Annotated in this window: 24 protein-coding genes; 13 read left to right on the forward strand and 11 right to left on the reverse strand. The window is 62.2% G+C overall.

Annotated features, from left to right (window positions below; all coding sequences use genetic code 11):
* Window positions 1-32 precede the first annotated feature (32 nt).
* Complete coding sequence (locus CAF77_RS26405) at window positions 33-1301, forward strand: Nramp family divalent metal transporter (RefSeq protein ID WP_371915553.1); 1269 nt, start codon at window positions 33-35, stop codon at window positions 1299-1301.
* A gap of 86 nt (window positions 1302-1387) precedes the next feature.
* Here CAF77_RS26405 and CAF77_RS26410 read toward each other — a convergent pair whose 3' ends face one another.
* Window positions 1388-2287 (reverse strand): LysR family transcriptional regulator, encoded by a 900-nt coding sequence (locus tag CAF77_RS26410; protein ID WP_085655685.1) that lies wholly within the window; start codon window positions 2285-2287, stop codon window positions 1388-1390.
* Between the two features lie 114 nt (window positions 2288-2401).
* On the opposite strand from CAF77_RS26410, the gene CAF77_RS26415 reads away from it, so the two are divergent.
* Window positions 2402-3004 carry an NADPH-dependent F420 reductase gene (locus CAF77_RS26415; protein WP_085655686.1) on the forward strand — a complete coding sequence of 201 codons (603 nt, stop codon included), beginning with the start codon at window positions 2402-2404 and terminating at the stop codon, window positions 3002-3004.
* 105 nt (window positions 3005-3109) lie between these two features.
* Here CAF77_RS26415 and CAF77_RS26420 read toward each other — a convergent pair whose 3' ends face one another.
* Genes CAF77_RS26420 through CAF77_RS26430 form a run of 3 tightly spaced genes read right to left on the reverse strand, consistent with a single transcriptional unit; the run spans window position 3110 to window position 5691 of the window.
* Complete coding sequence (locus CAF77_RS26420) at window positions 3110-4291, reverse strand: acetyl-CoA C-acetyltransferase (protein WP_085655687.1); 1182 nt, start codon at window positions 4289-4291, stop codon at window positions 3110-3112.
* A gap of 11 nt (window positions 4292-4302) precedes the next feature.
* Window positions 4303-4968 carry a CoA transferase subunit B gene (locus CAF77_RS26425; RefSeq protein WP_011333516.1) on the reverse strand — a complete coding sequence of 222 codons (666 nt, stop codon included), beginning with the start codon at window positions 4966-4968 and terminating at the stop codon, window positions 4303-4305.
* Window positions 4969-4992: 24 nt separating this feature from the next.
* The gene (locus tag CAF77_RS26430) at window positions 4993-5691 is read right to left on the reverse strand and encodes a CoA transferase subunit A (RefSeq protein ID WP_064382369.1); all 699 of its coding nucleotides are present in this window, start codon (window positions 5689-5691) and stop codon (window positions 4993-4995) included.
* A 274-nt stretch (window positions 5692-5965) separates the two neighbouring features.
* Between CAF77_RS26430 and CAF77_RS26435 the strand changes: the two genes are divergently transcribed.
* Complete coding sequence (locus CAF77_RS26435) at window positions 5966-6844, forward strand: LysR family transcriptional regulator (RefSeq protein WP_085655688.1); 879 nt, start codon at window positions 5966-5968, stop codon at window positions 6842-6844.
* A 10-nt stretch (window positions 6845-6854) separates the two neighbouring features.
* Here the strand turns inward: CAF77_RS26435 and CAF77_RS26440 are convergent, their stop codons facing one another.
* Both CAF77_RS26440 and CAF77_RS26445 read right to left on the reverse strand, forming a co-directional pair.
* Window positions 6855-7697: an NAD-dependent protein deacetylase gene (locus tag CAF77_RS26440; protein ID WP_085655689.1), complete on the reverse strand. Its 843-nt coding sequence runs from the start codon at window positions 7695-7697 to the stop codon at window positions 6855-6857.
* An 82-nt stretch (window positions 7698-7779) separates the two neighbouring features.
* Window positions 7780-8826, reverse strand: coding sequence for a class I SAM-dependent methyltransferase (locus tag CAF77_RS26445; RefSeq protein WP_085655690.1), 1047 nt, complete (start codon window positions 8824-8826; stop codon window positions 7780-7782).
* Between the two features lie 303 nt (window positions 8827-9129).
* Here CAF77_RS26445 and CAF77_RS26450 point away from each other — a divergent pair, with 303 nt between their 5' ends.
* Together CAF77_RS26450 and CAF77_RS26455 are read left to right on the forward strand one after the other, a co-directional pair.
* Window positions 9130-9969 carry a DUF692 domain-containing protein gene (locus tag CAF77_RS26450; RefSeq protein WP_085655691.1) on the forward strand — a complete coding sequence of 280 codons (840 nt, stop codon included), beginning with the start codon at window positions 9130-9132 and terminating at the stop codon, window positions 9967-9969.
* Window positions 9962-10711 (forward strand): DUF2063 domain-containing protein, encoded by a 750-nt coding sequence (locus CAF77_RS26455; protein ID WP_085655692.1) that lies wholly within the window; start codon window positions 9962-9964, stop codon window positions 10709-10711. The genes CAF77_RS26450 and CAF77_RS26455 overlap by 8 nt, the downstream gene beginning before the upstream one ends.
* A 1-nt stretch (window position 10712) precedes the next feature.
* Here the strand turns inward: CAF77_RS26455 and CAF77_RS26460 are convergent, their stop codons facing one another.
* The 4 genes from CAF77_RS26460 to CAF77_RS26475 form a co-directional block, all read right to left on the reverse strand.
* Window positions 10713-11747 (reverse strand): NAD(P)/FAD-dependent oxidoreductase, encoded by a 1035-nt coding sequence (locus tag CAF77_RS26460; protein WP_085655708.1) that lies wholly within the window; start codon window positions 11745-11747, stop codon window positions 10713-10715.
* On the reverse strand, window positions 11734-13914 hold the full coding sequence (locus CAF77_RS26465; protein WP_085655693.1) for a hypothetical protein: 2181 nt from the start codon (window positions 13912-13914) through the stop codon (window positions 11734-11736). The genes CAF77_RS26460 and CAF77_RS26465 overlap by 14 nt, the downstream gene beginning before the upstream one ends.
* 92 nt (window positions 13915-14006) lie before the next feature.
* Complete coding sequence (locus tag CAF77_RS26470) at window positions 14007-15311, reverse strand: ATP-binding protein (RefSeq protein WP_085655694.1); 1305 nt, start codon at window positions 15309-15311, stop codon at window positions 14007-14009.
* Window positions 15308-16048: a response regulator gene (locus CAF77_RS26475; RefSeq protein WP_007956289.1), complete on the reverse strand. Its 741-nt coding sequence runs from the start codon at window positions 16046-16048 to the stop codon at window positions 15308-15310. The genes CAF77_RS26470 and CAF77_RS26475 overlap by 4 nt, the downstream gene beginning before the upstream one ends.
* 306 nt (window positions 16049-16354) lie before the next feature.
* Here CAF77_RS26475 and CAF77_RS26480 point away from each other — a divergent pair, with 306 nt between their 5' ends.
* The 5 genes from CAF77_RS26480 (at window position 16355) to CAF77_RS26500 (ending at window position 19578) form a co-directional block, all read left to right on the forward strand.
* A complete protein-coding gene (locus CAF77_RS26480) occupies window positions 16355-16624 on the forward strand; it encodes a DUF2790 domain-containing protein (protein WP_007956290.1) in 270 nt (89 codons plus the stop codon).
* A gap of 29 nt (window positions 16625-16653) precedes the next feature.
* Window positions 16654-16950 carry a hypothetical protein gene (locus CAF77_RS26485; protein WP_064382360.1) on the forward strand — a complete coding sequence of 99 codons (297 nt, stop codon included), beginning with the start codon at window positions 16654-16656 and terminating at the stop codon, window positions 16948-16950.
* Window positions 16951-17027: 77 nt separating this feature from the next.
* Window positions 17028-18242, forward strand: coding sequence for a cytochrome c biogenesis protein DipZ (locus CAF77_RS26490; protein WP_064382359.1), 1215 nt, complete (start codon window positions 17028-17030; stop codon window positions 18240-18242).
* Between the two features lie 218 nt (window positions 18243-18460).
* A complete protein-coding gene (locus tag CAF77_RS26495) occupies window positions 18461-18733 on the forward strand; it encodes a DUF4242 domain-containing protein (protein WP_064382358.1) in 273 nt (90 codons plus the stop codon).
* Window positions 18734-18765: 32 nt separating this feature from the next.
* On the forward strand, window positions 18766-19578 hold the full coding sequence (locus CAF77_RS26500) for a class I SAM-dependent methyltransferase (protein ID WP_064382357.1): 813 nt from the start codon (window positions 18766-18768) through the stop codon (window positions 19576-19578).
* A gap of 52 nt (window positions 19579-19630) precedes the next feature.
* On the opposite strand, the gene pcsA is transcribed toward CAF77_RS26500, so the two are convergent.
* Complete coding sequence (gene pcsA, locus CAF77_RS26505; protein WP_064384128.1) at window positions 19631-20353, reverse strand: phosphatidylcholine synthase; 723 nt, start codon at window positions 20351-20353, stop codon at window positions 19631-19633.
* A 260-nt stretch (window positions 20354-20613) separates the two neighbouring features.
* On the opposite strand from pcsA, the gene CAF77_RS26510 reads away from it, so the two are divergent.
* The 3 genes from CAF77_RS26510 (at window position 20614) to CAF77_RS26520 (ending at window position 23845) form a co-directional block, all read left to right on the forward strand.
* Window positions 20614-21336, forward strand: a complete 723-nt coding sequence (locus CAF77_RS26510; protein ID WP_085655695.1) for a tellurite resistance TerB family protein — start codon at window positions 20614-20616, stop codon at window positions 21334-21336.
* A 167-nt stretch (window positions 21337-21503) separates the two neighbouring features.
* A complete protein-coding gene (locus tag CAF77_RS26515) occupies window positions 21504-22880 on the forward strand; it encodes an iron-containing redox enzyme family protein (RefSeq protein WP_085655696.1) in 1377 nt (458 codons plus the stop codon).
* A gap of 11 nt (window positions 22881-22891) precedes the next feature.
* Window positions 22892-23845 (forward strand): methyltransferase, encoded by a 954-nt coding sequence (locus tag CAF77_RS26520; RefSeq protein WP_064382354.1) that lies wholly within the window; start codon window positions 22892-22894, stop codon window positions 23843-23845.
* Window positions 23846-23851 lie beyond the last annotated feature (6 nt).

The raw sequence follows: 23851 nt of genomic DNA on the forward strand, positions 1-23851 counted from the left end.
AGATCGCCACGGCGCCGTTCTGCCCGCCGGAAGTGGCCGGCAGTGTCCCGGTCGATCCCAACGCCTCGTTCTTCAAACGCGTGCTGCGCTTTGCCGGCCCCGGTTTGCTGGTGTCGATCGGCTACATGGATCCGGGCAACTGGGCCACTGCCATCGAGGCCGGTTCGCGCTTCGGTTACAGCCTGTTGTTCGTGGTATTGCTGGCGAGCCTGGCGGGCATGGTTGTGCAATGCCTGTGCTCGCGGCTGGGCATCGCCACCGGGCGCGATCTGGCGCAGCTTTCCCGCGAACGCTACAGCACTCCGACGGCGCGGCTGCAATGGGTGCTGGCGGAAATCTCGATCATCGCCACTGACCTGGCAGAAGTGCTCGGCTGCGCGCTGGCGTTTCACTTGCTGCTCGGTTGTTCGCTGACGTTCGGTATCGCTCTGACCGCATTCGATACGCTGCTGGTGCTGGCCCTGCAAAATCGTGGTTTCCGCCGGCTGGAAGCGATCATGCTGGTGCTGGTGGGGACCATCGGCGCGTGCTTCTTTGTTGAATTGCTGTTGATCAAACCGTACTGGCCGGACGTCGCCCAAGGCTTCAAACCGTCGCTGTCGGCGATCAGCGATGCTGCGCCGTTGTACCTGGCTATCGGCATCCTCGGTGCCACGGTGATGCCGCACAACCTGTACTTGCACACTTCGATCGTGCAGACGCGGCTGATCGGCAAGGATCTGGCCAGCAAGCAGGACGCAGTGAAGCTGGCGCGCATCGACACCATCGGTTCGCTGGCGCTGGCGTTGCTGGTCAACGCGGCGATCCTGATACTCGCGGCGGCCGCTTTTCATCAGTCCGGGCACACCGACGTGGTCGACATCCAGGACGCCTATCACTTGCTCGACCCACTGGTGGGCGGCGCGCTGGCCAGCGTGCTGTTCGGCGTGGCGCTGCTGGCGTCGGGGCAGAGTTCGACCTTCACCGGCACCATCGCCGGGCAAGTGATCATGGAAGGCTATCTGAACCTGCGGATCCCTTGCTGGCAGCGGCGCCTGATTACCCGTGGGCTGGCGCTGATCCCGGCATTCATCGGCGTGTGGCTGATGGGCGACGGCGCGGTGGGCAAGTTGCTGGTGCTGAGCCAGGTGGTGTTGAGCCTGCAATTGCCGTTTGCGCTGTATCCGCTGATTCGCATGACCAACGACAAACAACTGATGGGGCCGTTTGTGAATCGGTTGCCAACCAAGGTTCTCGCGTGGGGATTGTTTGTGCTGATCAGCGGGGCGAATGCGTGGTTGATCCTGCAATTGGCGGCGTAATCGGCATGATTGGCCCCACGCTCCGCGTTCCAATGGGACGCAGAGCGTCCCGGGCTGCATTCCCACGCGGAGCGTGGGAACGATCATTACGATAATGAGCCAAACGCTTCGACCACAAAATCAATGAACACCCGGGTCTTGGCCGGCAGCAAGGTTCGGCTCGGGTAGTACAGCGAAATCGCTCCGGCATCGCATTGCCAGTCGGGCAACAGCTGCACCAATTCACCGCGTTCGATCTGCGCACTGACATCGGGCAGCACCAGCATCGTCACGCCCAAGCCCAGCAGCGCGGCCTTGCGCATGGCCATCGGGTCATTCAGCACAATGGTTGGGTTGAGCAAGGCGCTGGCCTGTTCACCGGCTTCGTTGTGCATCTGCCATTGGCGCAGGCGCCCGGTGCGCAGGCCGCGCATGACGATGCCCTGATGCTCGGCCAGATCCGCCGGATGTTGCGGCAGAGTGCGACCCGCCAGATACGCCGGCGACGCCACCGCGAGTACTTCGGCGGACGACAATGGCCGGGCGACCACGCCGGGCGTCAGCTCGAATCCGCCGCCGATCGCCACGTCATACCCCTCGGCGATCAAATCAACCTGACGATTTTCGAAGTGCCATTCCGGGCGAATCAACGGATAGCGCGCCAGAAACTCCGGCAGCAGCGGCAGCATGTGATCGATGCCGAACGTCGGCGGCAGGCTGATCTTGAGCACACCCGCCGGCTCGCCGCGCTCGGTCGCCACCGTAGCAATCGCGGCCTGCAAGGCATCGAGGTTGCCGCCGATACTCGCCAGAAAACCTTCACCAGCCTCGGTCAGCGACAGCTTGCGGGTCGAGCGCTGGAACAGCCGCACGCCCAGATTACGCTCAAGAATCGCCACGTTGCGACTGACCGCCGCCGGGGTCAGCGCCAGCAACCGTGCGGCGGCGGAGAAGCTGCCGGTCTCGGCGCTGCGGACGAAAGATTCCAGATTGGCAAGGGTTTCCATAGGTTCAACCTGATAGCAATACTTGAAGATCATTCAAGGCATTACCGGCTAATCAAGTGGGAATGGCAAGCGCAAGATTCGCTTCGAGTCTTACCCCACTTTGAGGAGAACACCATGAGCACTATCGGAATCATCGGCGCTGGCGCCATCGGTTCAGCGTTTGCCAAAGCCTTGTCGCGTCAGGGCATCCCGTTGGTCATCGCCAACAGTCGCGGGCCGGAGACCCTGGCTGAACTGGTCGCAGAACTCGGCCCGACCGCTCGCGCCGTTACCCGTGAAGAAGCCGCCGCCCAGGACATCGTGCTGGTCGCGGTGAACTGGTCGAAACTGCCAACCGCACTGGCCGGTCTGCCGGACTTCGGCGGGCGGATTGTCATCGACGCCAACAATTCGATTGAAGCGCCGTCGTTCAAACCGGTGGATTTGCAGGGGCGGCCGTCCAGCGAAGTGTTCGCCGAATGGGTGCCGGGGGCGCGGGTGGTCAAGGCGTTCAACCACTTGCTGGCGCGTTTGCTGGAAGCGGATCCGGCGTCGGAGGGCGGCAAGCGCGTGCTGTTCCTGTCCGGGGATGAAGCTCAGGCCAAGGCTGAAGTGGGTGCGTTGATCGATCAGCTCGGTTTCTTCGGTATCGATCTGGGCGAGCTGAGCGTGGGTGCGCGACTGGTGCAGTTCCCCGGCGGACCATTGCCGGTGCTGAATCTGGTGAAGTTCGCCTGACGGCCGGGCAAAAAAATACCCGGTGCGACGTGAGTCGTACCGGGTTTGTTGCCAACGGGCCATGGATGTCGTGGATCCACTGCCCGCTGTTGAACCTCTTTGCGCTTACGCGCGTTCCAGCGCCAGGGCCACGCCCTGACCGCCGCCGATGCACAGGGTCGCCAGGCCCTTTTTCGCATCACGCTTGATCATTTCGTGCAGCAGGGTCACCAGCACGCGGCAGCCCGATGCACCGATCGGGTGACCGAGGGCGATGGCGCCGCCATTCACGTTGACCTTGTCCAGATCCCATTGCAGATCCTTGGCCACTGCCAGCGATTGCGCGGCGAAGGCTTCGTTGGCTTCGATCAGATCCAGCTGGCCGATGTTCCAGCCGGCCTTGTCCAGGCAGCGGCGAGTGGCGGACACCGGGCCGATGCCCATGATCGCCGGATCGACGCCCGCGTTGGCATAAGCGGCGATTTTCGCCAGCACCGGCAGGCCCAGGGCCTTGGCTTTTTCGGCGCTCATCAGAATCACGGCGGCCGCGCCGTCGTTCAGTGACGAAGCGTTGCCGGCGGTGACGCTGCCGTCCTTCTTGAAGGCCGGACGCAGTTTGGCCAGGGATTCGGCGGTGGTTTCGCCGCGTGGCTGCTCGTCGACCTTGAACGCCACCGGATCGCCTTTGCGCTGCGGGATCAGGATCGGGGTGATTTCATCGACAAAGCGACCGGCCTCGATGGCCGCAGCGGCTTTCTGTTGCGACGCGGCAGCGAAGGCGTCTTGCTGCTCGCGGCTGATCTCGTATTTCTCGACCAGATTCTCGGCGGTGATGCCCATGTGGTAATCATTGAACGCATCCCACAGGCCATCGCTGATCATGGTGTCGACGATTTGCGCGTGCCCCATGCGCAGACCGGTGCGCGCGCCCGGCATGACGTAGTTGGCCAGGCTCATGTTTTCCTGGCCGCCGGCGATGATTACGTCTGCGTCGCCGCAACGGATCGCCTGTGCACCGAGGTGCAGGGCCTTGAGGCCCGAGCCGCAAACCTTGTTCAGGGTCATGGCCGGCACGGTGTGTGGCAGACCGGCCTTGATCGCCGACTGGCGCGCCGGGTTCTGGCCGGCGCCGGCGGTCAGCACCTGGCCCATGATCACTTCATCGACCTGGGCACCGTCCAGTCCGGTCTGCTCAAGCAACTGGCGGATGACCGCTGCGCCCAGATCCACGGCGGAGACGGTGGCCAGCGATCCCTGGAAACTGCCGATCGCGGTGCGCGTGGCGGCAACAATGACGACGTCTTGCATTTTCGAATTCCTCACTCGGCAGCGAACTGCATTTCCGGTACGTGATCCGGGACGATCAGTTTACCAGCGGTTTTGGCGACGATTTCCTCGACGCTGACGCCAGGTGCGCGTTCCTTGAGGACAAAAGCGCCATTTTCGATTTCCAGGTACGCAAGGTCAGTCAGCACGCGCTTGATGCAACCGGCGCCGGTCAGCGGCAGGCTGCATTGGCTCAGCAACTTGGACTCACCGTCCTTGGACGCGTGGGTCATGATGACGATGATGTTGTCGGCGCCGGCCACCAGGTCCATCGCGCCGCCCATGCCCTTGACCAGTTTGCCCGGGATCATCCACGAGGCGATGTTGCCTTGCACGTCCACTTCGAACGCGCCCAGCACGGTCAGGTCGACGTGACCGCCGCGGATCATCGCGAAGGACTCGGCGGAGTTGAAAATCGATGCGCCGATGCGCGCGGTTACGGTCTGTTTGCCGGCGTTGATCATGTCGGCGTCGATGGTGTCTTCAGTCGGGAAAGGCCCCATGCCGAGCAAGCCGTTTTCCGATTGCAGCATGACTTCCATGCCTTCGGGGATGTAGTTGGCGACCAGGGTCGGAATGCCGATACCGAGGTTCACGTAGTAGCCGTCCTGCATTTCGCGGGCGACGCGTTGAGCCATTTGTTCGCGGGTAAGTGCCATGTTCTTGTTCTCCGTCAGCCTGGATTATTTGCGGATGGTGCGTTGTTCGATGCGTTTTTCGAACGTGCCGCAAATGACCCGGTCGACGTAGATGCCGGGGGTGTGGATCTGCGACGGATCCAGTTCGCCGGGTTCGACGATTTCTTCGACTTCGACCACGGTGATCTTGCCGGCGGTAGCGGCCAGCGGGTTGAAGTTCTGGGCGGTGTGGCGGTAGATGACGTTGCCGAAATGGTCGGCTTTCCAGCCTTTGACGATGGCGAAGTCGCCGGTGATGGACTCTTCCATCAGGTACTTGCGACCGTGGAATTCACGTACTTCCTTGCCTTCGGCGACCGGGGTGCCGACGCCAGTAGCCGTGAAGAACGCCGGGATGCCGGCGCCGCCTGCGCGCATTTTCTCGGCGAGGGTGCCTTGCGGGGTCAGTACGACTTCGATGTCGCCTTTGAGCAATTGCTCTTCGAACAGCTTGTTTTCGCCGACGTAAGAGGCGACCACCTTGCTGATCTGGCGGTCGGTCAGCAGCACGCCGAGGCCGAAGCCATCAACGCCGCAGTTGTTGGAGACGACGGTGAGGTCGCGGGTGCCCTTGCGCTTGATCTCGGCGATCAGGTTTTCCGGAATGCCGCACAGGCCGAAGCCGCCGGCGATCACGGTCATGCCGTCTTCAAGACCTGCCATGGCTTCCTCGTAGGAATACACGCGCTTGTCGAAACCTGCCATATGCACCTCTTTTATTGTTTGTCGGGCGGCTGGCTAGCCGAATGACTGGAGTGTCGCGCTGAAGGATATATTTGTTAAGTTGATTTTTAAGGTTGATTGATTGATAAAGCTCAATAATCGGCCTCATTTGATCGTTCCCACGCTCTGCGTGGGAATGCCTCTAGGGACGCTCCGCGTCCAGTGACGCGGAGCGTCACGGGCTGCGTTCCCCCGCAGACGGTTCGACGCCTCGACGTGGGAACGATCAAGACTCTGATAGGGAAGCATAGCGTTCATGACCATCAAGCAGATCCGCGCCTTTCTCGCCGTCGCCCAAAGCCTGAGCTTTGCCGTGGCCTGCGAGCGCCTGCACTTGTCGCAATCGGCGCTGAGCCTGACCATCAAGGCGCTGGAAGAAGGCCTGGGCGGGCGCCTGTTCAGCCGCAACACGCGCAACGTGGCGCTGACCCCGGAGGGCGAATCGCTGCTGCCGCTGGCCCGGCGCCTGATCGCCGACTGGGACAATGCCGAAGACGAAATGCGCCAGCGCTTCAGCCTGCAGCGCGGGCGAGTGACGCTGGCGGCGATGCCGTCGTTTGCCGGCAACCTGCTGCCACCGATCCTCAAGACCTTCCGTGCGCGTTATCCGAACGTCAATGTCACGGTCAACGACGTGATCAACGAGCAAGTGCTGGAAATGGTTCGCGATCGTCAGGTCGAACTCGGCGTGGCCTTCGAGCCAATGCAGAACACTTCGCTGACCTTCACGCCGCTTTACCGGGATCGCTTCGTTGCCGTCGTGCCGCAAGATTCGCCGCTTGCCAACCGTAGTGACATCGATTGGCAGACCTTGCTGCAGGAACCGTTCATTACCCTGCAACGACCGTCCACGGTTCGGGTGATGCTGGAAGAACACTTGCAGGCCCGGGGCATGAAGCTGCCGGTGGAATTTGAAAGCCATCAACTGGCGACGGTGGGGCGGATGGTGGCGAGCGGGCTGGGTGTCAGCGCGGTGCCGGCGTTGTGTGCCGGGCAGATGCGCGAGTTGGGAGCGCATTGCCTGACCTTGCACGAGCCGGTGGTGGAGCGGGCGATTGGCGTGCTGACGGATCCGGGGAATGAACTGTCGGCGGCGGCGCAGGCGCTTTTTGACATTCTCAAGGCTGAACACTGACCTGGGCAGGTCATGAAGTCAGGCGTTGTGTCAGTAACGGTAATAGCTGTTCGCAGGACGCTTCAATCTTCAAATCCAGCAACTCATCCGCCCGCGTTTTCCCCAGATTGATCGCGATCAGCGGCTTGCCCCGGTCCGCAATCACCCGGCACAGGCGAAACGCCGAATACGCCATCAACGACGAACCCACCACCAGCATCCCGGCGGCATTTTCCGCCAGCGCCATGGCCCGCGCCGCCGTTGGCTGCGCCACGTTCTCACCAAAAAACACCACGTCCGGTTTCATTCGTTCCCCTGCGCAATGCGGGCAATGCGGCACCTGAAAGCGCGCCTCGAAAGCCGGGTCGAGCAGGGTGTCGCCGTCCGGTGCCTGCACGGCATCGACGCCTGCCAGATACGGGTTCTGCGTTTCCATCAGTTGCTGAATCGAGTCCCGCTCGCTGCGCTGACCGCAATCCAGGCACAACACCCGGTGCAGGCTGCCGTGCAGTTCGATGACGTCGTGACTGCCGGCCTGATCGTGCAAGGTATCGACATTCTGAGTAATCAAACCGCCGATCCGCCCGTGGCTTTGCAGACTGGCCAAAGCCTCATGGGCAGCGTTCGGCCGTGCCTGGCGCACGCGCGGCCAGCCGAGCATGGCCCGGGCCCAATAGCGGCGGCGCGATTCCGGGGCGGCGAGGAATTCCTGGTACATCATCGGCTGCCGGCCACGGCGTACGCCGTCGGTGTCGCGGTAGTCCGGGATGCCCGACGGCGTGCTGATCCCGGCGCCGGTCAGCACAATGAAGTCGCCGTCGGCCATGACCTGTTGCAGGTAGTCGAGCGGGTCGGGAAGGGGACGGTCGAGCATGATCAGCGCTCCGCAGGCGAAAAGTGCCTTGCAGGTTAGCACTGACGGACGCTCCCCGGCAGGCGCGTCCTGTGCCCGGTTTTTACTTGCGCGCCTCCAGAATCAGGTTGAATGGCGTCTGCGTCGCCCGCCGGAAGTGTTTGAAGCCGGCTTCGGTAAACACCTTGCGCAAGCGTGACTCGCCCGCCTGCGCACCAAGGCCGAGGCCCACCTCCTGGGACAGCGAGTTCGGCGTGCAAATGAACGTCGATGCCGCATAGAACAAGCGCCCGACCGGCGTGATGTTTTCGTCCAGGGTGTCGTTGGCGAACGGCTCGACCAGCAGCACCGTGCCGTCGTCTTTCAAGGATTTAAACGCATGCTTCGCCGCACCGACCGGATCGCCCATGTCGTGCAGGCAGTCGAAATAACAGATCAGGTCATAGTCGTCGCCGGGGTAGCTTTTCGCCGTGCCCTGGAAGAACCGCGCGCGACTGCTGACGCCGCCTTCTTCCGCCCGTTGGGTGGCGACGGTGATCGAAGGCGCGTGATAGTCGAAGCCGACGAACCGCGAGTTGGGATAGGCCTGGGCCATGATCACCGTGGACGCACCGTGACCGCAGCCGATATCGGCGACCTTGGCGCCTGCTTCGAGTTTGGCCACCACACCGTCCAGCGCCGGCAGCCATTCGGCGATCAAATGCCCCTTGTAGCCGGGGCGGAAGAAGCGCTCGGTGCCGGTGAACATGCACGGATGGTGATCGCCCCACGACAGGGCGCCGTTGCCGCGCATGGCTTTGACCAGTTTGTCCTTGTCATGGAAAAACGACGCCACCACGCCTAGCCCGCCGGCCACGTACACCGGCGAATCTTCCTTGGCCAGGGCCAGCGCCTGTTCTTCCGGCAAACGAAACTTGCCGTCGTGGTGTTCCATATAGCCGGACGCCGCGTGGGCGCTCAGCCATTCGCGCACCAGTCGCGGGTTGCAGGTGGTTTTTTCGGCAAGGGTTTCGGGGCTGATCGGCTGACTGTCGGCCATCGCCCGGTAAAGGCCGAGTTCTTCGCCGACAATGACATTGGCCAGCATCGCCGCGCCGCCCATGTCGTTGACCAGTTTGCCCATGAATTCGTTGAGTCTGGCCTCGTCCATTTCATGTGCTCCATTGACAGGATCACAGTCCGGTGGCGTTGTGGGTCGAGGCATTCACCACCGGGCGGTGGTCGTGGAAACGGGCAGGGCGACACTGCTGTCCTGCGTCCCCCTCGACTGGGTACTGATTGAGTCTAGCCGCTGTTGGAATCCGTGGTGGTTATGTATCGCTGTGTATCTCTGCGGCTGCTGGATACACAAGGTGCCAATTGTCCCGACGGTCGAACACAGCGGCGACACAGTGGACGCATTAACTGCAATGGTCAGTCGCTGATCTGGCGGCTCCCAGCAGAGATCTAGCCCATGCAGACTCCCCACCCCACCTTGCAGGCCAGCGTCGGGCTCGGCCTGCGTCGCGGCTTGATGAAAGACCTGCAAGCCGCGCGCACCGGCGATTTCGATTTTCTGGAAGTCGCCCCGGAAAACTGGATCGGCGTCGGCGGTGCCCATGGCGCCGCGTTGCGCGAACTGGCCGAGCGATATCCATTGTCCTGTCACGGGTTGTCGTTGTCGCTCGGCGGCTCGGCGCCGCTGGACGTCGATTTCCTCCGGGAAGTGCGGACCTTTCTCGATCATCACAAGGTGCCGTTGTACAGCGAACACCTGAGCTATTGCAGCGACGACGGTCACCTCTACGACCTGCTGCCGTTGCCGTTCACCGAAGAAGCGGTGCGCCACGTCGCCGCACGGATCCGCCAGGCCCAGGACATTCTCGGCCGGCGGCTGGCGGTGGAAAACGTTTCCTACTACGCCGCGCCTCGGCAGGACATGGACGAAGTGACCTTCACCAACGCCGTGTTGCGCGAGGCCGATTGCGATCTGCTGCTGGACGTCAACAACGTCTACGTCAACTCGATCAACCACGGTTTCGACCCGCAGACGTTCCTGGCCGCCATCGAACCGGGCCGGGTGGTCGGGATGCACGTGGCGGGGCACTTCGACGAGTCCGACACGCTGAAGATCGATACCCACGGCGCCTCGGTCAAACCGGTGGTCTGGTCGTTGCTGGCCGACGCCTATGCCCGATTCGGTGCGCAGCCGACGTTGCTGGAGCGGGATTTCAATTTCCCGGCGTTTTCTGAGCTGGTGGCCGAGTTGCAAACCATTCGCCGCCTGCAAACCGAAGGAGGCCCGCGTGGATAATCTTCTGCTGCAACAACAGGCCCTGACCCGCTATTTGCGCGATCCGGACCATGAAGCGCCGCCCGCCGACATGAACGCGGCGCGGGTCAATGTCTATCGCGATCTGGTGTTCAACAACGTCTCGCAACTGCTGGGCGGTACGTTTCCGGTGCTGATCCGGATCATCGGCCAGGAACGCTGGCGCACGTTGATTCGTGGCTTCCTGCGGGACTACCGCGCACAGACACCGAAATTCGGCGAGATCGCCGAGGAGTTTGTCGGTTACCTCGCCTCGGAGCCTGCCGTATTGAGCGACGGAAAATGGCCGGCGTTTCTGGTGGAGCTGGCGCATTACGAATGGGTGGAAATGGTGTTGCAGCAGTCCGACGCCGAACCCTTGCCGGCGAGCGATCCGGCGCAGTTGCTGGATCGGCCGTTGCAGGTTTCGGCACTGGCCTGGCCCTTGGCGTACACCTGGCCGGTGCAGATGCTCGGGCCGGATCATCAACCGGCCACGCCACCTGTCCAGCCGACGCTTTTGCTGGTGCGGCGTACGACGGACTGGAGTGTGAAGTTTTCCGAGCTGAGCCCATTGGCCTGGCGGTTGTTGCAGCGGATCGAGGCGTTCCCGTTGCTGAGCGGTCGCGAGCAACTGCAAGGGCTGGCGTTGGAGGCGGGGTTACCCGCAACGATGTCGTTCAAGGACAGCGGACTGGCGTTGCTGCAGCAACTGCATGAGGACGGTGTGATCGGCGTTGTCTGAGTCAGACATGAGGTTGCAGCCAGCGTGGCGGATCAGGATGAAGGCGATAGAAGCGACGCAGTTGTTCCATGTCTTTCTCGAACCAGTCGCCCAGCCATTGTCTGTATTGCCTCTGAGCCGACGATTGCACAGAGGGTTGCCCGATGCAGTCGGACACCACCTGCGCGGCCTGCATGCCGGTCATCAAGGCCTTGAGCACGCCATGGGAAGACGCCGGGTCAAGCTGACTGGCCGCGTCACCGACCATGAAGTAGCCGTTACCGGCGACTGCCGTGCTGATCCGCCACGTTACATCGGCGCCGTGGGTGGCGCCTTGCGTGGGCAAGTGTTGCAGCTGCTCTGGAATCGCCGGGCGGCGCAGGTTCGGCGCGTCGAAGGCCAGATGCGTCCAGTGCGTCAATTGCGCCTGCACGTTTGCGATCCACGTCCATCCACCGGGAACTGCTGACAAGTGCGGTGCGTGCCGATAAGCGAGTGGACAACCCCGGACGTAACCGTAGCGGGCAATCAGGCGTGGCGAACAGCGGCGGATGGTCAATCCCAGCTGTCGATGCAGCCAGGCTGACGCGCCGCTGGCATCGATCACATAGTCGGCGTGCAACGGGCCTGAATCGGTTATGACACCGCGCACGCGACACTTCTCGCCAAGGACGGCGAGAGCGCGACACGGCTGGTGCACCATCACCCCCAGCGCTGCGGCGTGCTGCAATAACGCTGTGTCCAGCGTTGCCCGGGGAATCTGAAAGCCTCGCCATGAACCCTTGTCGTCACTGCCGAAGCCGTTGAAGCGCAGCGGCCCGTTCCATTGCACCCAGTGCCCGTTGAAACGCAGCGCATCCTGCACACACAGTTGCCCGGCGACGCCCAGTTGCGCCAACACGGGTTCGATGCCTGGATGCAGGCTCTCACCGGGGCGAAATCGCGGGAATTCCTGACGCTCGATCATTGCCACGTGCAGACCGCGTTGTGCGCAACCGATCGCTGCCGCCGATCCCGCCGGACCGCCACCGATCACCACGACATCAAAGGGCTTCAAGGGCGAGTTGCCACGCAGCATTTTCGTATTTGACCAGTATCGTTTCGGCGCAGACGAACAGTCGCACTTGTTGTTTGACCTGCACATCCCTCCATTTGAAGTCTTCGGCAGGGATGCTCATGACGCCGCGTTCGTACATCAGGAAGCGAAAGACCCAACCGCGCAACACGATGCCGACCTGCTGTTGCGCCGATTCCAATTCCGGATCGGGTCGCTGCACCTGGATGAAGGACAGCAACGGCCACGTATTACGCAAGGCCTTGTCGGTTCCCGCACCGAGTACGTTGTACACGCGGTACATCGAGAGCACCCGGTCTTGATATTCCTGCTGGGTGATTGCGCCGGTCAGTTGCAGGGAGAATCTGTTTTCAAGGGCGACTTGTGTGTAATCGCTGTATTCGTAGGCGCGATAGCGGACGAACGTCCGGCCCTGATGCTGGATCAGCTGCGCGGGTGGTTGGTTGTCCCAGGCGACGGCGCTTCTTCCGGTTTCCGCATCGGTCAACGGGATAATGGTGTGCAGGCTGGAGCGGGGCTCGAAAGTGCTCGCGGAGTCGGGTGCCAGGCCTGGCCAGAAAGAGCCCAGTGCTGCGCAGATTCTGGCGTCCTCGGGAAAAGGACTGGCCATCTGGTAACCGGCGAGATGGTCGATCCAGCTACCGTCCGGGCTTTGCTCACGCACTCGGCCTACCCCCCAACCCGGGGCGAAAAGTCCGGCTTCGCCGTCCGGCAATGTGGAAGGACGGTCGATGCCGACAGGGTGCGCGCCGGTCAGCGGCCATGAGACCGACTTGCGCGGCAAACCGACAATCGCGGTGACTCCCCGATCCTCCGGGGAGAATGGCTGACCCGCGAGTGTCAGGTTGGCGCAATAACGCACATTCGATAACGCCTGCAGTCGGGCATGCCAGATGATCGAGCCGGTGAAGGCTGGCACCTGGCTGGCCCAGTGCATCAGGCGCCGTGGGTGGCAAAACGGAAAGAAATCCGGGGTGGCAATGATCGAATAGGCAGGTATCGATTGCAGGTGCCCAAGCGACGGGCAGCGCGCACGGATATAACCGTCGGCCGTGCCGTCCCGATAGTGCAGGGCGCGATAGCCGCCTTGTCTCACCAGCTCGGCGACACCCTCGCGGTGGTTCAGATCTTCGATGGTGCCATTGTCGTGCAGCATTGACCGACCATGGATCATGCCCCCCGAGTCCCTGGGCATCGTGAATGACAACAACTGGCCCCGGTAACAGGCCTGCTCGGCGAGCCGGAGTCTGGGCCGGGGCAGCAGTAGACTCGACCCCGATCCGCGCTCCACCTCCAGCGTTGCCAGACCATCGGTGATGACAAAGGGGTATTGGGAAATATCCGGTTCTTGCCAGCCGGTGTCGCTGTGACGCAGATGGATGTGGCGAATCTTTTCATTGATATGAAAAGCTTTGAATTTCACCTCCAGATCCAGTCCCGCAAGGCATTCCTTGCCATCGAACAGCTTGTGCATCGGCACCCAGAATTTCAGTGCAGGATCGACGTCCGGCTGAGCATCCATCGGGCCGAACTGTTCTTGATTTCCTTGGCGTTGCACGGCGATATAGGCGCTGTAATGCACCGGCATTATGCGAATGCCATAGGGGTCGTCCTGAACGAACGGCAAGAAGCAGCGCAGCTCGGGGGCGTACAGGGCGCTGGTATTGCCCACACGCGCAATTCCGGTACGCGAGTAACACAGATCGGCGTGCTCACCATGCACCGTGTCGGCGGCGCAACGGTACTCGCTCGCAAACACTGCCACGACCAGCGGTTCGCCCTGGGCTTGTCGCTGCAAATCCTTTTGCGTGGGCGCTCGGACACCGAAAATGTAGTTCAGAACTGCTTCGATCTCGTTGGGGGTTGGGTAGGTTTGCAGGGGCTGACCACTTGCATCGCGCGTGACCCTCGGCGACGCCAGCGCATGGAAGAGCAGGCTTTGAGCAGGCCGGGCAGGTTCGATCGCCCGATTGCCGGCCGGGCAAAAGTCTTCAAAACCGGGAACGGACCGTTCGACACGCAGCGGTTTGAGCAGCTCGGCCTTGAGCGGTACGGCGAGAATATCCAGACCATGAGCCAGCATCAGCGAGTGCCAGCCGCCCGGCGCGAGCCGCCGACAGGCTTGAGTGACAGAATCGAGCAGAGACATGGTTCACCACGCGACGGCTGAGCGAGGTGTCATCCCACAATAATTCTGCCTGGCCGGCTACTGTCAGATCTGACAGTAGCGACCGCTGGTGCTCAGCTCAATGGCAGTTTCAGCTCCGCACACAACCCGCCACCGTCGCGATTGCTCAGCGTCAGCGAACCGCCCAGCGCCAGCGCCAGTTGCTGGGCGATCGCCAGCCCCAGCCCGGTGCCGCCGGTGCTGCGGTTGCGCGAGTTTTCCACGCGGTAGAAAGGCTCCATCACCTGGGCCAGCTCTTCTTCGGCGATGCCCGGGCCGCGATCCATGACCTTGATCGACAGTTCGTTCCTGTCGCGTTGAATCAGCAGCTCGGCAGCGCCGGCGAACTTCAGCGCGTTGTCGGTCAGGTTGACCAGCACCCGGCGCAACGCGTGGGGACGGGTATCGATGACCGCCTCACTCTTGCCGCTCAACTGCACTTCCTTGCCCATGTCCTGATAGTCGAACACCAGGCTGTCGAGGAACGAATCCAGATTGGTGCGTCGGCTTTCTTCGGTCGAGCCGTGGATGCTGCGGGCGTAGGCCACACCTTCGCGCACCAGATGCTCCATCTCGCCGAGGTCGTTCCACAGTTTGTCTTTCTCGGCCGAATCGTCCATGAACTCCGCCCGCAGCTTCATGCGGGTGATCGGGGTTTGCAGGTCGTGGGAAATCGCCGCCAGCAGTTGCATGCGCTCTTTCAGGTACGCGGCGATGCGCGCCTGCATCGAGTTGAAAGCGCGGGCGGCGTAAGCCACTTCGTTCGGGCCTTTTTCGTCGAGGTTGATCGGGTGCGCGTTGGGATCAAGTGTTTCCACGGCGTTGGCGAGGCGGGTGAGAGGGCGGATGGCGATGCGCACCGCCAGCCAGGTACAGGCGAGCATCAGCGCCAGTTGCCCGAGCAACACCACCGGCAGCCACGGCGACAGCGGCACCATCGACGGGCGCACATCGATGGTCACCGGGCTGCCGTCGCTCAGGCGCAGGTGGCCCTGAAAGTGTTTTATCGGGCCGGGAATATCGGTGAACGTCAGCGGATAGGCCTCGCCAATTGCGTCGGTAATCGAGGTGACGGCAATCGGCACGTCCTGCGGGTCCAGCGGCGTGCCCGGTTCGCCTTCGCTCAGCAGATAACCGTAGTTCTTGCGCGCCAGGCGTTTGAGCCACATCGGGCGTTCTTCGGCGGGCAGCCGATCAAGAATGGCAATCGAGGTCGAGACGTCGGTTTCGAGGTTGCCGAGCATGGTGTTTTTCGCGCTTTCGTAGCGCTCGTAATATTGCGCGCCGAACGACAGCGCCTGAGCGAGGATCAGCCCGATCAGGAAAATCAGCGACAAGCGGGAGGCGAGGGTGCGCGGCCAGCGCAGGGCGACATTCATGCGGGGGCTCCGAGGACTTCGACCGGCAGCGAGAACACATAGCCTTCGCTGCGCACGGTCTTGATGTAGGCCGGTTCACGGGCGTCATCCAGCAGGCGCTGGCGCAGACGGCTGACCAGCAGATCGATGGAGCGGTCAAACAGATCGGCGTCACGGCCCTGGGTCAGATTCAGCAATTGATCGCGGCTCAGCACCCGTTGCGGATGGTCGAGGAACACGCGCAACAGACGGTATTCCGCGCCACTCAGCGCGACCATGGTGCCGTCCTTGTCCAGCAGATGCCGAGCCGATGTGTCGAGCTGCCAGCGACCGAACGCCAGCAGCCGACCGCTTTCGGTCACCACCAGGTTCGGCGGCAGCATCCGGGTGCGGCGCAGCACGGCATTGATCCGCGCCAGCAGTTCGCGGGCGGCGAACGGTTTGGTCAGGTAATCGTCAGCGCCCATTTCCAGACCAAGGATGCGGTCGGTTTCATCGTTGCGCGCAGTGAGCATCAGGATCGGTGTGGCCCTGTGTTTGCCCGAGCGCAATTCGCGGCACAGCAGCAGGCCGTCGTCGCCGGGCATCATGATGTCGAGCACGATCAGGTCGACGGTGTTGGCTTCCAGAAAGCTGCGCATCTGCCGGCCATCGGCAACCACCGTGGTGCGCAGGCCGTTCTTCTTCAGGTAATTGCCGACCAGTTCGCGAATCTCGCGGTCGTCGTCGACGATCAGGATGTGATCGACATGTTCCATGGGGCCAAACCTCAATCAAAGGGGATTGCCGGGCAGTCTATCGAGCCTGCGCGAGGCCGCCTGCCTGCCTTTGTATTGCAGTGTATCCAGCGCTGTGACGGATACATGCCGACGCAAAAAGCGGATTTTTACAGGGTTTTGTATCGCTGTGTATCCCGGGCGCGTGCGGATACGTAGCGATTTATACACGGCATTTGCCGACACATGCGCGATACCTCGCGAGCTTTAAATGAGCTCCATCGAGGCACACACAGAACGCCTCGGCCCAATCAACGATTCAATCATTGAAGCCCCGAGGAAAACGCCATGAACACCAAGACCAAATCGATCGCTGCCGCTTGCCTGTTTGCCGCTTTGAACATCTGCACCCTGTCGGCCCGAGCCGAAGCCGATGTCACCCCGCAAACCTACTCCTACGGCAGCCACCTGGACATCCAGAAAGTGGTGTCGCTGAAACAGGACAACTCGATGACCTGCGGCATCGTCGACGCCCGCCTGACCTACCTCGACTCGGCCGGCAAGACCCAGGTGCTCGACTACCGCAAATTCGCCGACGGCTGCAACGAAGACAACTGATTACCCACCTCTATAAAAGGAACATCGCCATGAACAACGTATCGCGCTATCTGACCGCTGTTGCCTTCTCCCTCGCCGGTGTCGCGGCCCACGCCAACGCTGCCGTCGAACAGAACAGCTGTGGCAGCAGCACCTGCTTCCAACTGGCCCCGGTGGCCAAGCCGGGCAGCGACGGCCTGATCGCCGCCGACGGCTCCAGCCGCACGCCACAGGGCCAGACACTGGCCGCCGACGGCGCCAGCCGTACGCCGCAAGGCCAGACGCTGGCCGAGAACGGTGCCAGCCGTACGCCACAAAGCCAATGGCTGGACAGCCAGACGGCTTGAGGATTGAAGGGGGCTGCCCGTAACGGGCGCCCCCCGAACCACTCAACAGACCACCCCTCATTCAAAAGGTGAACCTCATGTTTCTCATCGCTTTCCTGGGCGGTCTGTTGACTGTCCTCAGTCCGTGCATCCTGCCGGTGGTGCCGTTTCTGTTCGCCGGTGCCGACCGCACCCGTTCTTCGATCCTGCTGACCCTCGGCGGCATGGCCCTGACCTTTGCCCTGATCTCCAGTCTGGCGGTAGTCAGCAGCGAGTGGGTGATTCAGGCCAGCAACACCGGTCGCCATATCGCGCTGGCGGTAATGGTGCTGTTTGCGCTGTCGCTGATTTCCGCCCGTATCGGTGACTGGCTGGCCCGACCCTTCGTGCTGCTGGGCAATCGTCTCGACCCCGACGCCCGGAAAAAGACCGGGCCCATGGCGTCGATCATGATCGGTGTCGCCACCGGTCTGCTGTGGGCGCCGTGCGCCGGCCCGATTCTCGGCGTGATCCTCACCGGCGCCATGCTGCAAGGCGCCAACGCTCACACCAGCCTGTTGCTGCTGGCCTACGGCGCGGGTAGCGCGCTGTCGCTGGGAACGCTGATCTTCGCCGGTCGCGGCTTGGTCAACCGGCTGAAGCCGTCGATTCCGTTCACTGGCTGGTTCCGCCGTGGTGCGGGTGTTGCGGTGCTGGCGACGGCGGCGGTGATCGCCACCGGTGCCGACAACCTGCTGTTGGCCAACACCTCGTCCCAAGGCGTGGCGTCGGTCGAGAAAAGCGTGCTGGAAAACGTGCCGAAAGTGGTGGACTACTTCGTCAGCAAAGTCCGTGCAGACTCGACCGAAGACGAGGCGAGCAAAGGCGCGATGCCGTCGCTGGCCGGCGCAGTGCAATGGTTGAATTCGCCGGAACTGACGGCCGATTCCCTGCGCGGCAAAGTGGTGCTGGTGGACTTTTGGACCTACGACTGCATCAACTGCCAGCACACCCTGCCGTACGTCAAAGAGTGGGAGAAGAAGTACGGCAAGGACGGCCTGGTGGTGATCGGCGTGCACACCCCGGAATACGGTTACGAGCGGATCATCGACAACGTCAAGGATCAGGTGCACAAGCTCGGCATCACCTACCCGGTGGCCATCGACAACAACTACGCGATCTGGCGCAACTTCGATAACCAGTACTGGCCGGCGCATTACCTGGTCGACGCCAAGGGGCAGGTGCGTTACACCCACTTTGGTGAAGGCAGTTATCAGGCGCAGGAGCAGATGATTCAGCAACTGCTCAAAGAGGCCAAGGCGCCTGCGGCCTGATCAATGAAAGCGAATGGTCCGGGGTAAATCTTCCCGGGCCGTTTCGCTTTTCCCGTATCTGTTTCGAGGCCTTTACAAAATCCCGCCATTCATCGGCCAACGCCCGGTTTTATGGGCTCTCCGGACGATTGACAGGGACGCCGGCCAGCGCCCGCGCGATAGTGGCGGAGCAGGGTCGATGCCGGCCTTGTCACTGATAAAAAGAAAGCGAGGTTGCCATGCCGAAGTTCGTGATTGAACGCGAGATTCCAGGAGCCGGAAAGCTATCGGAGCAAGAACTCAAGGCCGTATCGCAAACGTCCTGCAACGTACTGCGTGAACTCGGCCCAGAGGTGCAGTGGCTGCAGAGTTATGTGACTGCCGACAAGATTTATTGCGTGTACATCGCACCCAACGAGGAACTGGTGCGCGAACACGCCAGGCGTGGGGGATTTCCGGCCAACAGCGTGTCCCGGGTGACGAGCATCATCGACCCGACGACCGCCGAGTGACGCTTGACCCTTCTGCCGTGGAGCACCCATTCATGAGTACCCCCATTGATCTCACTGCCCTGAAGGAACGTCAGAAAGTCGCCTGGGCCAGTGGCGACTATGCCTTGATCGGCACCACGCTGCAGATCGTCGGCGAAACCCTCGCCGAAGCCTGCGACCTGCGCTGCGATGAAGAAGTGCTGGACGTTGCTGCCGGTAACGGCAATGCCACGCTGGCGGCGGCGCGCCGGGGTTGTCTGGTGACGTCCACCGACTATGTCGCGGCGCTGCTGGAACGCGGGCAGGACCGGGCGCGCGCCGAGCATCTGGACGTGACCTTTCAAGTCGCCGATGCCGAAGCGCTGCCGTTTGCCGATTCCAGTTTCGACGCAGTGCTGTCGACCTTCGGCGTGATGTTCGCCCCGGATCAGGCGAAAGCGGCCAAGGAGCTGGCGCGGGTCTGTCGCCGGGGCGGACGGATCGGCCTGGCCAACTGGACGCCGGAAGGCTTCGTCGGCCAGATGTTCAAGACCCTCGGGCGCTATCTGCCACCGCCACCCGGTGCGCAGCCGCCCTCGAACTGGGGCGCGGAAGCCTGGCTGCATTCGAACTTCGATGATCGCCAGTTCCAGGTCCAGGTGACCCGCCGCCACTTCAACTTCCGCTATCGCTCGGCGGCGCACTTTATTGATGTGTTTCGCCATTGGTACGGCCCGGTGCACAAGGCGTTCGCGGCGTTGCCGCCTGAGAGCGGGCAGGCGCTGGAGGCGGATCTGACGCTACTGATCGACGGGTTGAACCGGGCGGGAGCGGAATCGATGGTGGTGCCGAGTGAATATCTGGAGGTCGTCATCACCAAGCGCTGAAACCATTGTGGGAGCGAGCTTGCTCGCTCCCACAGGGATCCCTACAGAGCTTCTATTTCAGATGCGCACCGTCAAACCACTCCAGCGCCGTGCGCCAGATGCAGATGCCGAGAAAGTACGCCGACGCCAGCAGCCACAGGCCCATCACCAGCGGGTTGATTACCGGGTGGTTCAGCACCAGCGACAGACTGCACAGCAACCAGATCGCCGTCACAGCAATGTTGATCGGCATGAACCGACGTACCCGGAACGGGTGCAAAAACTTCATCCGGGTCACGGTCAGCAGCGCCAGGCCAATCACCGTCAGGAAGGTGATCCATGGCCCCGGATCGATGATGTACAGGCACAAGGCAACCACGTTCCACGCAGCGGGGAAACCGACGAAGTAGTTGTCCTTGCTCTTCATATTGACGTTGCAGAAGCAGAACAGCGACGACACCAGAATCAGCGACACGGTCAGCAGCTGGGTGTAGTCGGGCAGGGGAATGTAGCGATAGATGAACAGTGCCGGAATGAACACGTAGGTCAGGTAATCGATCACCAGATCGAGGATCGATCCATCGAAACTCGGCAGCACCGACTGCACGTTGACCTTGCGCGCCAGCGCCCCGTCGAGGCCGTCGACGATCAGCGCCACGCCCAGCCACATCAGGCAGTGGGTCGGCTGGTTTTCCAGCAGGGCAAGGGTGGCCAGGAAAGCGGTGACCACGCCGGTCGCGGTGAAACCATGGGCGCCCCAGGCCTTGAGCCTGGCGATGTGGACGGTCGATATCACGAAGGCGTTCTCCAGAAAGTGCAGCAAGCCGCGTAAACCCTTGGGCAGCAAGGGCGGCGACCAACCGGGTCGGGGTTGCAGCTATCGACCGGTCGGGCCGGGTCAAGGTTCACCCATTCGTGAAGATTAGCTGGCCGGGGAAAAATTTCTCTGGAGAATCACTCGCCCATGGCCACGTCAGCCCAACGGTGCTGGCGCAACGCATCAGGAGGGCTATCGTTGCCTGACGCAGTCATACCCCTTTGCCTGAGGACGACGTCATGAACACCAGCGATCTGCTCGAACAACTGCTGCGAGGCCAGGCCTCGGCGGGACAACCAGGTGGCGCGTCGGCCGGTGGGGGACTGGGCGGGCTGCTCGGTGGTTTGCTGGGCGGTGGCGGTGTTTCCGGGGGTGGATCTCCGGCTGGCGGACTGGGTGGCCTGGGCGGGTTGCTTGGCGGATTGCTCGGCGGTGGCGGCGCGTTGGGTGGTGGCACGCAGCGTCGTTCCGGCGGCACCAATTACGCGGCGCTGGCCTCGCTGGGCATGATGGCGTTCCAGGCGTATCAGGCCTGGCAACGCAGCCAGGCGTCCGCCGCGCCGCAGCAAACCCCGCAAACCGCAGACCTGCTGTCCGGCCCGCAAGTCGAAGAACACAGCCACGCCGTTCTGCGGGCGCTGATCGCGGCAGCCAAGGCTGACGGGCGGATCGACGAGTCGGAAAAACACCTGATCAGCAGCGAAATCAGCAAGCACACTGACGACCCGAATCTGCAGCAATGGCTCGACGATGAAGTCGCCAAACCGCTGGATCCCACCGAAGTGGCGCAGGCGGCGCAGAACGATCCAGCCATGGCCGCCGAGATGTACCTGGCCAGCGTGATGCTGGTGGACGATCAGCAGGACGCCGAGCGCAATTATCTGGATGAACTGGCGGCGGCGTTGCAGATTGACCCCGAGTTGCAGGTTCACTTGGAACAGCAGGCCAAAGGCACGGCCTGACCCTCTCATCCCACAGCCTTCGACCGCTCTGTTCAAGCAAGGAGCGAGCCGAAGGCTCCGTCCGTCAGGGCAATTTTCAAGCCGATTGAATTTTTGACGCGCCAAGCCTCTCTGCTGCATTAGAGGCGAGTGACTGAGCGTCCTGCCAATCGATCGAGAATATTGCCATGACTGTCCTGACTCACCTGCAAGCTGCCCCCGCCACATCGCGACCGCTCGACTCTTCGGGTGAGTTGCGGCGTATCCATGAAGCACTTTTAGCCGACGAACATCCGCAGCTACTGGCGCGCGCCTTTCTGGAAGATCAACTGCTGCAAGCCGCGCAGTTGAAGGAAGAACTGCCATCGGACACCACGCAGTGGCATGCCTGGGTGGCCGAGCACTGCGCCGATGTCGCCCGGCAATACGCCGACTACCTGCAACAACGCAAGGCTGGAGGCGCACGGCAGTTCTTCAGTTGCAAGGCTCACGCGCAGTATTTCCTGCAAGCGGTGGCGCCGACCAAACTGGTTGATGGCGCCTGGCTCTACGGCTTGCTCGGACAGTGGCGCGATCCGCGCTTCAGCAGCCTGATCAGCACTTATCTGGAAGAACTGGGCGAGGGCAATCCGGCCCAGAACCACGTGGTGATCTACCGCCAGCTGCTAGCCGAACAGGGCCTCGAGCCCAGCAGTCCACTGCCCGACGAACGCTACCTGCAAGGCGCGCTGCAATTGGCCCTGGGTGCCTGCGGCATGGATTTTGTCCCGGAGGTGATCGGTTACAACCTTGGCTACGAACAGTTGCCCTTGCATCTGCTGATCAGCAGTTACGAGCTCAGCGAACTGGGGATTGATCCGTACTATTTCACCCTGCACGTGACCATCGACAACGCCAGCACCGGCCATGCTCAAAAAGCCGTTCAGGCCGTCCTGGATCTGTTGCCTCTGGAAGCCGATCGCAGCGATTTCCTGCGCCGGGTATCGCTGGGCTATCGACTCAATGATCTGGGGCAGGGCAGCCGCGCAATCATCGAGGGCTTCGATCTGGAGCGCGAGTTGTTGGCGATGCTTGAACGCAAGTGTCCGTTCGCGCAACACATGCACTCCGACTATTGCCGCTTCGAAGGCAAGACCGTCAATCAGTGGCTGGCCGATCCGCAGCAGCTCTCCGGGTTCCTGCAGGCCATGCAGGACAAGGGCTGGATCAAGCGCCACGAAGATCCACAGAACAGCCGCTTCTGGCAATTGATCGATGGCGATGGTGCCGCGATGTTCGGCGTGTTCAGCGCCTATGAAAAACAACTGGTGCATGACTGGATTGCCGGTGACTGGATTTCTTCGGACAAACCCGTCGCGTTCCGCCGCCGCCCCTCGGTCCCCGCGCCGATCGAGGTGCCCGAACAGGACCCCGATGTGCAGCGCCTGAATGCGGCACTGCAAGGGCAGAATGCTCACAGCAAAATCACAACGTTGATCCCCTGGCTCGCCCCGGCACGCCATGCGCATCCGGCCGGGCTGCTCGCCACTCGCCGTTTCATCCAACTCAAATCCGGCCTGCGTTAAGGAAATCATCAATGAATCAGGAAGAACAACTGTCTGCCAACGATTTGGTGCTGCTGCAACTGGGGCGGCGCTTGCAGGCCGACGGCTATCGTTTCATCACCCCGACTCCGCTGACTCATCAACGGGTCAACCAGCGCGACGAAGGACAGGCCGCCGATGGCCTGCGGGATGTGTTCGGATGGTCGCGTCCGTTCGAACCCGGCCTTCTGTCTGCCGATGAACAGCGACAATTGCAGGACGCCCAGGTGATTGATGCGTTCGACGGGCGCTTGAAGAGCCGGGTGCGCTGGTCGAGCCTGGATGACTTGCTGTTCGTGCATTCCGGATTCCCCACCGATGCCGCCGACTCAGTGTTCTTCGGCCCGGACACCTATCGCTTTGCCCAACTGATTCACAGCCATTTGCAGCAGAACTTTGCGCCGATCCACCGTGCGGTGGACATCGGTTGCGGCGCCGGAGTCGGCGCGATCCTGATTGGCCGTGCCCGGCGCGAAGCGCAAGTGCTGGCGGTGGATATCAACCCCGCCGCGCTGCGCCTGACCACGATCAACGCGGCGCTGGCCGAAGTGGCCAACGTCGAGGTGCGCGCCAGTGATGTACTGCAAGGCGTGGACGGTGAATTCGACCTGATCGTCGCCAACCCGCCGTACATGGCCGATCCGGCCGGACGAGCTTACCGCCATGGCGGTGGGACGCTGGGGGCGGGCCTGTCGCTGCGCATCGTCGAACAGGCGCTCAATCACCTGACCCCCGGCGGCTCGCTGCTGCTCTACACCGGTGTGGCGATGGTCGATGGCCGCGATCCTTTCCTCGACACGGTATTGCCACGGCTGGATGAAAAACGCTTCGGCTGGACCTACCGCGAACTCGATCCCGATGTGTTCGGCGAAGAGTTGCTGAATCCCGGCTATCAGCGCGTCGACCGGATTGCCGTGGTCGCGCTGACGGTGACTCGAACAGGTTGAAACAAG

The sequence above is a fragment of the Pseudomonas sp. R15(2017) genome, from assembly GCF_002112685.1.
GTDB lineage: Bacteria > Pseudomonadota > Gammaproteobacteria > Pseudomonadales > Pseudomonadaceae > Aquipseudomonas > Aquipseudomonas glycinae.

Coding starts and splice junctions, on each gene's coding strand:
- CAF77_RS26410 (WP_085655685.1), bottom strand. CDS start 2,287: ATGGAAACCCTTGCCAATCTGGAATCTTTCGTCCGCAGCGCCGAGACC.
- CAF77_RS26415 (WP_085655686.1), top strand. CDS start 2,402: ATGAGCACTATCGGAATCATCGGCGCTGGCGCCATCGGTTCAGCGTTT.
- CAF77_RS26420 (WP_085655687.1), bottom strand. CDS start 4,291: ATGCAAGACGTCGTCATTGTTGCCGCCACGCGCACCGCGATCGGCAGT.
- CAF77_RS26425 (WP_011333516.1), bottom strand. CDS start 4,968: ATGGCACTTACCCGCGAACAAATGGCTCAACGCGTCGCCCGCGAAATG.
- CAF77_RS26430 (WP_064382369.1), bottom strand. CDS start 5,691: ATGGCAGGTTTCGACAAGCGCGTGTATTCCTACGAGGAAGCCATGGCA.
- CAF77_RS26435 (WP_085655688.1), top strand. CDS start 5,966: ATGACCATCAAGCAGATCCGCGCCTTTCTCGCCGTCGCCCAAAGCCTG.
- CAF77_RS26440 (WP_085655689.1), bottom strand. CDS start 7,697: ATGCTCGACCGTCCCCTTCCCGACCCGCTCGACTACCTGCAACAGGTC.
- CAF77_RS26445 (WP_085655690.1), bottom strand. CDS start 8,826: ATGGACGAGGCCAGACTCAACGAATTCATGGGCAAACTGGTCAACGAC.
- CAF77_RS26450 (WP_085655691.1), top strand. CDS start 9,130: ATGCAGACTCCCCACCCCACCTTGCAGGCCAGCGTCGGGCTCGGCCTG.
- CAF77_RS26465 (WP_085655693.1), bottom strand. CDS start 13,914: ATGTCTCTGCTCGATTCTGTCACTCAAGCCTGTCGGCGGCTCGCGCCG.
- CAF77_RS26470 (WP_085655694.1), bottom strand. CDS start 15,311: ATGAATGTCGCCCTGCGCTGGCCGCGCACCCTCGCCTCCCGCTTGTCG.
- CAF77_RS26475 (WP_007956289.1), bottom strand. CDS start 16,048: ATGGAACATGTCGATCACATCCTGATCGTCGACGACGACCGCGAGATT.
- CAF77_RS26480 (WP_007956290.1), top strand. CDS start 16,355: ATGAACACCAAGACCAAATCGATCGCTGCCGCTTGCCTGTTTGCCGCT.
- CAF77_RS26485 (WP_064382360.1), top strand. CDS start 16,654: ATGAACAACGTATCGCGCTATCTGACCGCTGTTGCCTTCTCCCTCGCC.
- CAF77_RS26490 (WP_064382359.1), top strand. CDS start 17,028: ATGTTTCTCATCGCTTTCCTGGGCGGTCTGTTGACTGTCCTCAGTCCG.
- CAF77_RS26495 (WP_064382358.1), top strand. CDS start 18,461: ATGCCGAAGTTCGTGATTGAACGCGAGATTCCAGGAGCCGGAAAGCTA.
- CAF77_RS26500 (WP_064382357.1), top strand. CDS start 18,766: ATGAGTACCCCCATTGATCTCACTGCCCTGAAGGAACGTCAGAAAGTC.
- CAF77_RS26510 (WP_085655695.1), top strand. CDS start 20,614: ATGAACACCAGCGATCTGCTCGAACAACTGCTGCGAGGCCAGGCCTCG.
- CAF77_RS26515 (WP_085655696.1), top strand. CDS start 21,504: ATGACTGTCCTGACTCACCTGCAAGCTGCCCCCGCCACATCGCGACCG.
- CAF77_RS26520 (WP_064382354.1), top strand. CDS start 22,892: ATGAATCAGGAAGAACAACTGTCTGCCAACGATTTGGTGCTGCTGCAA.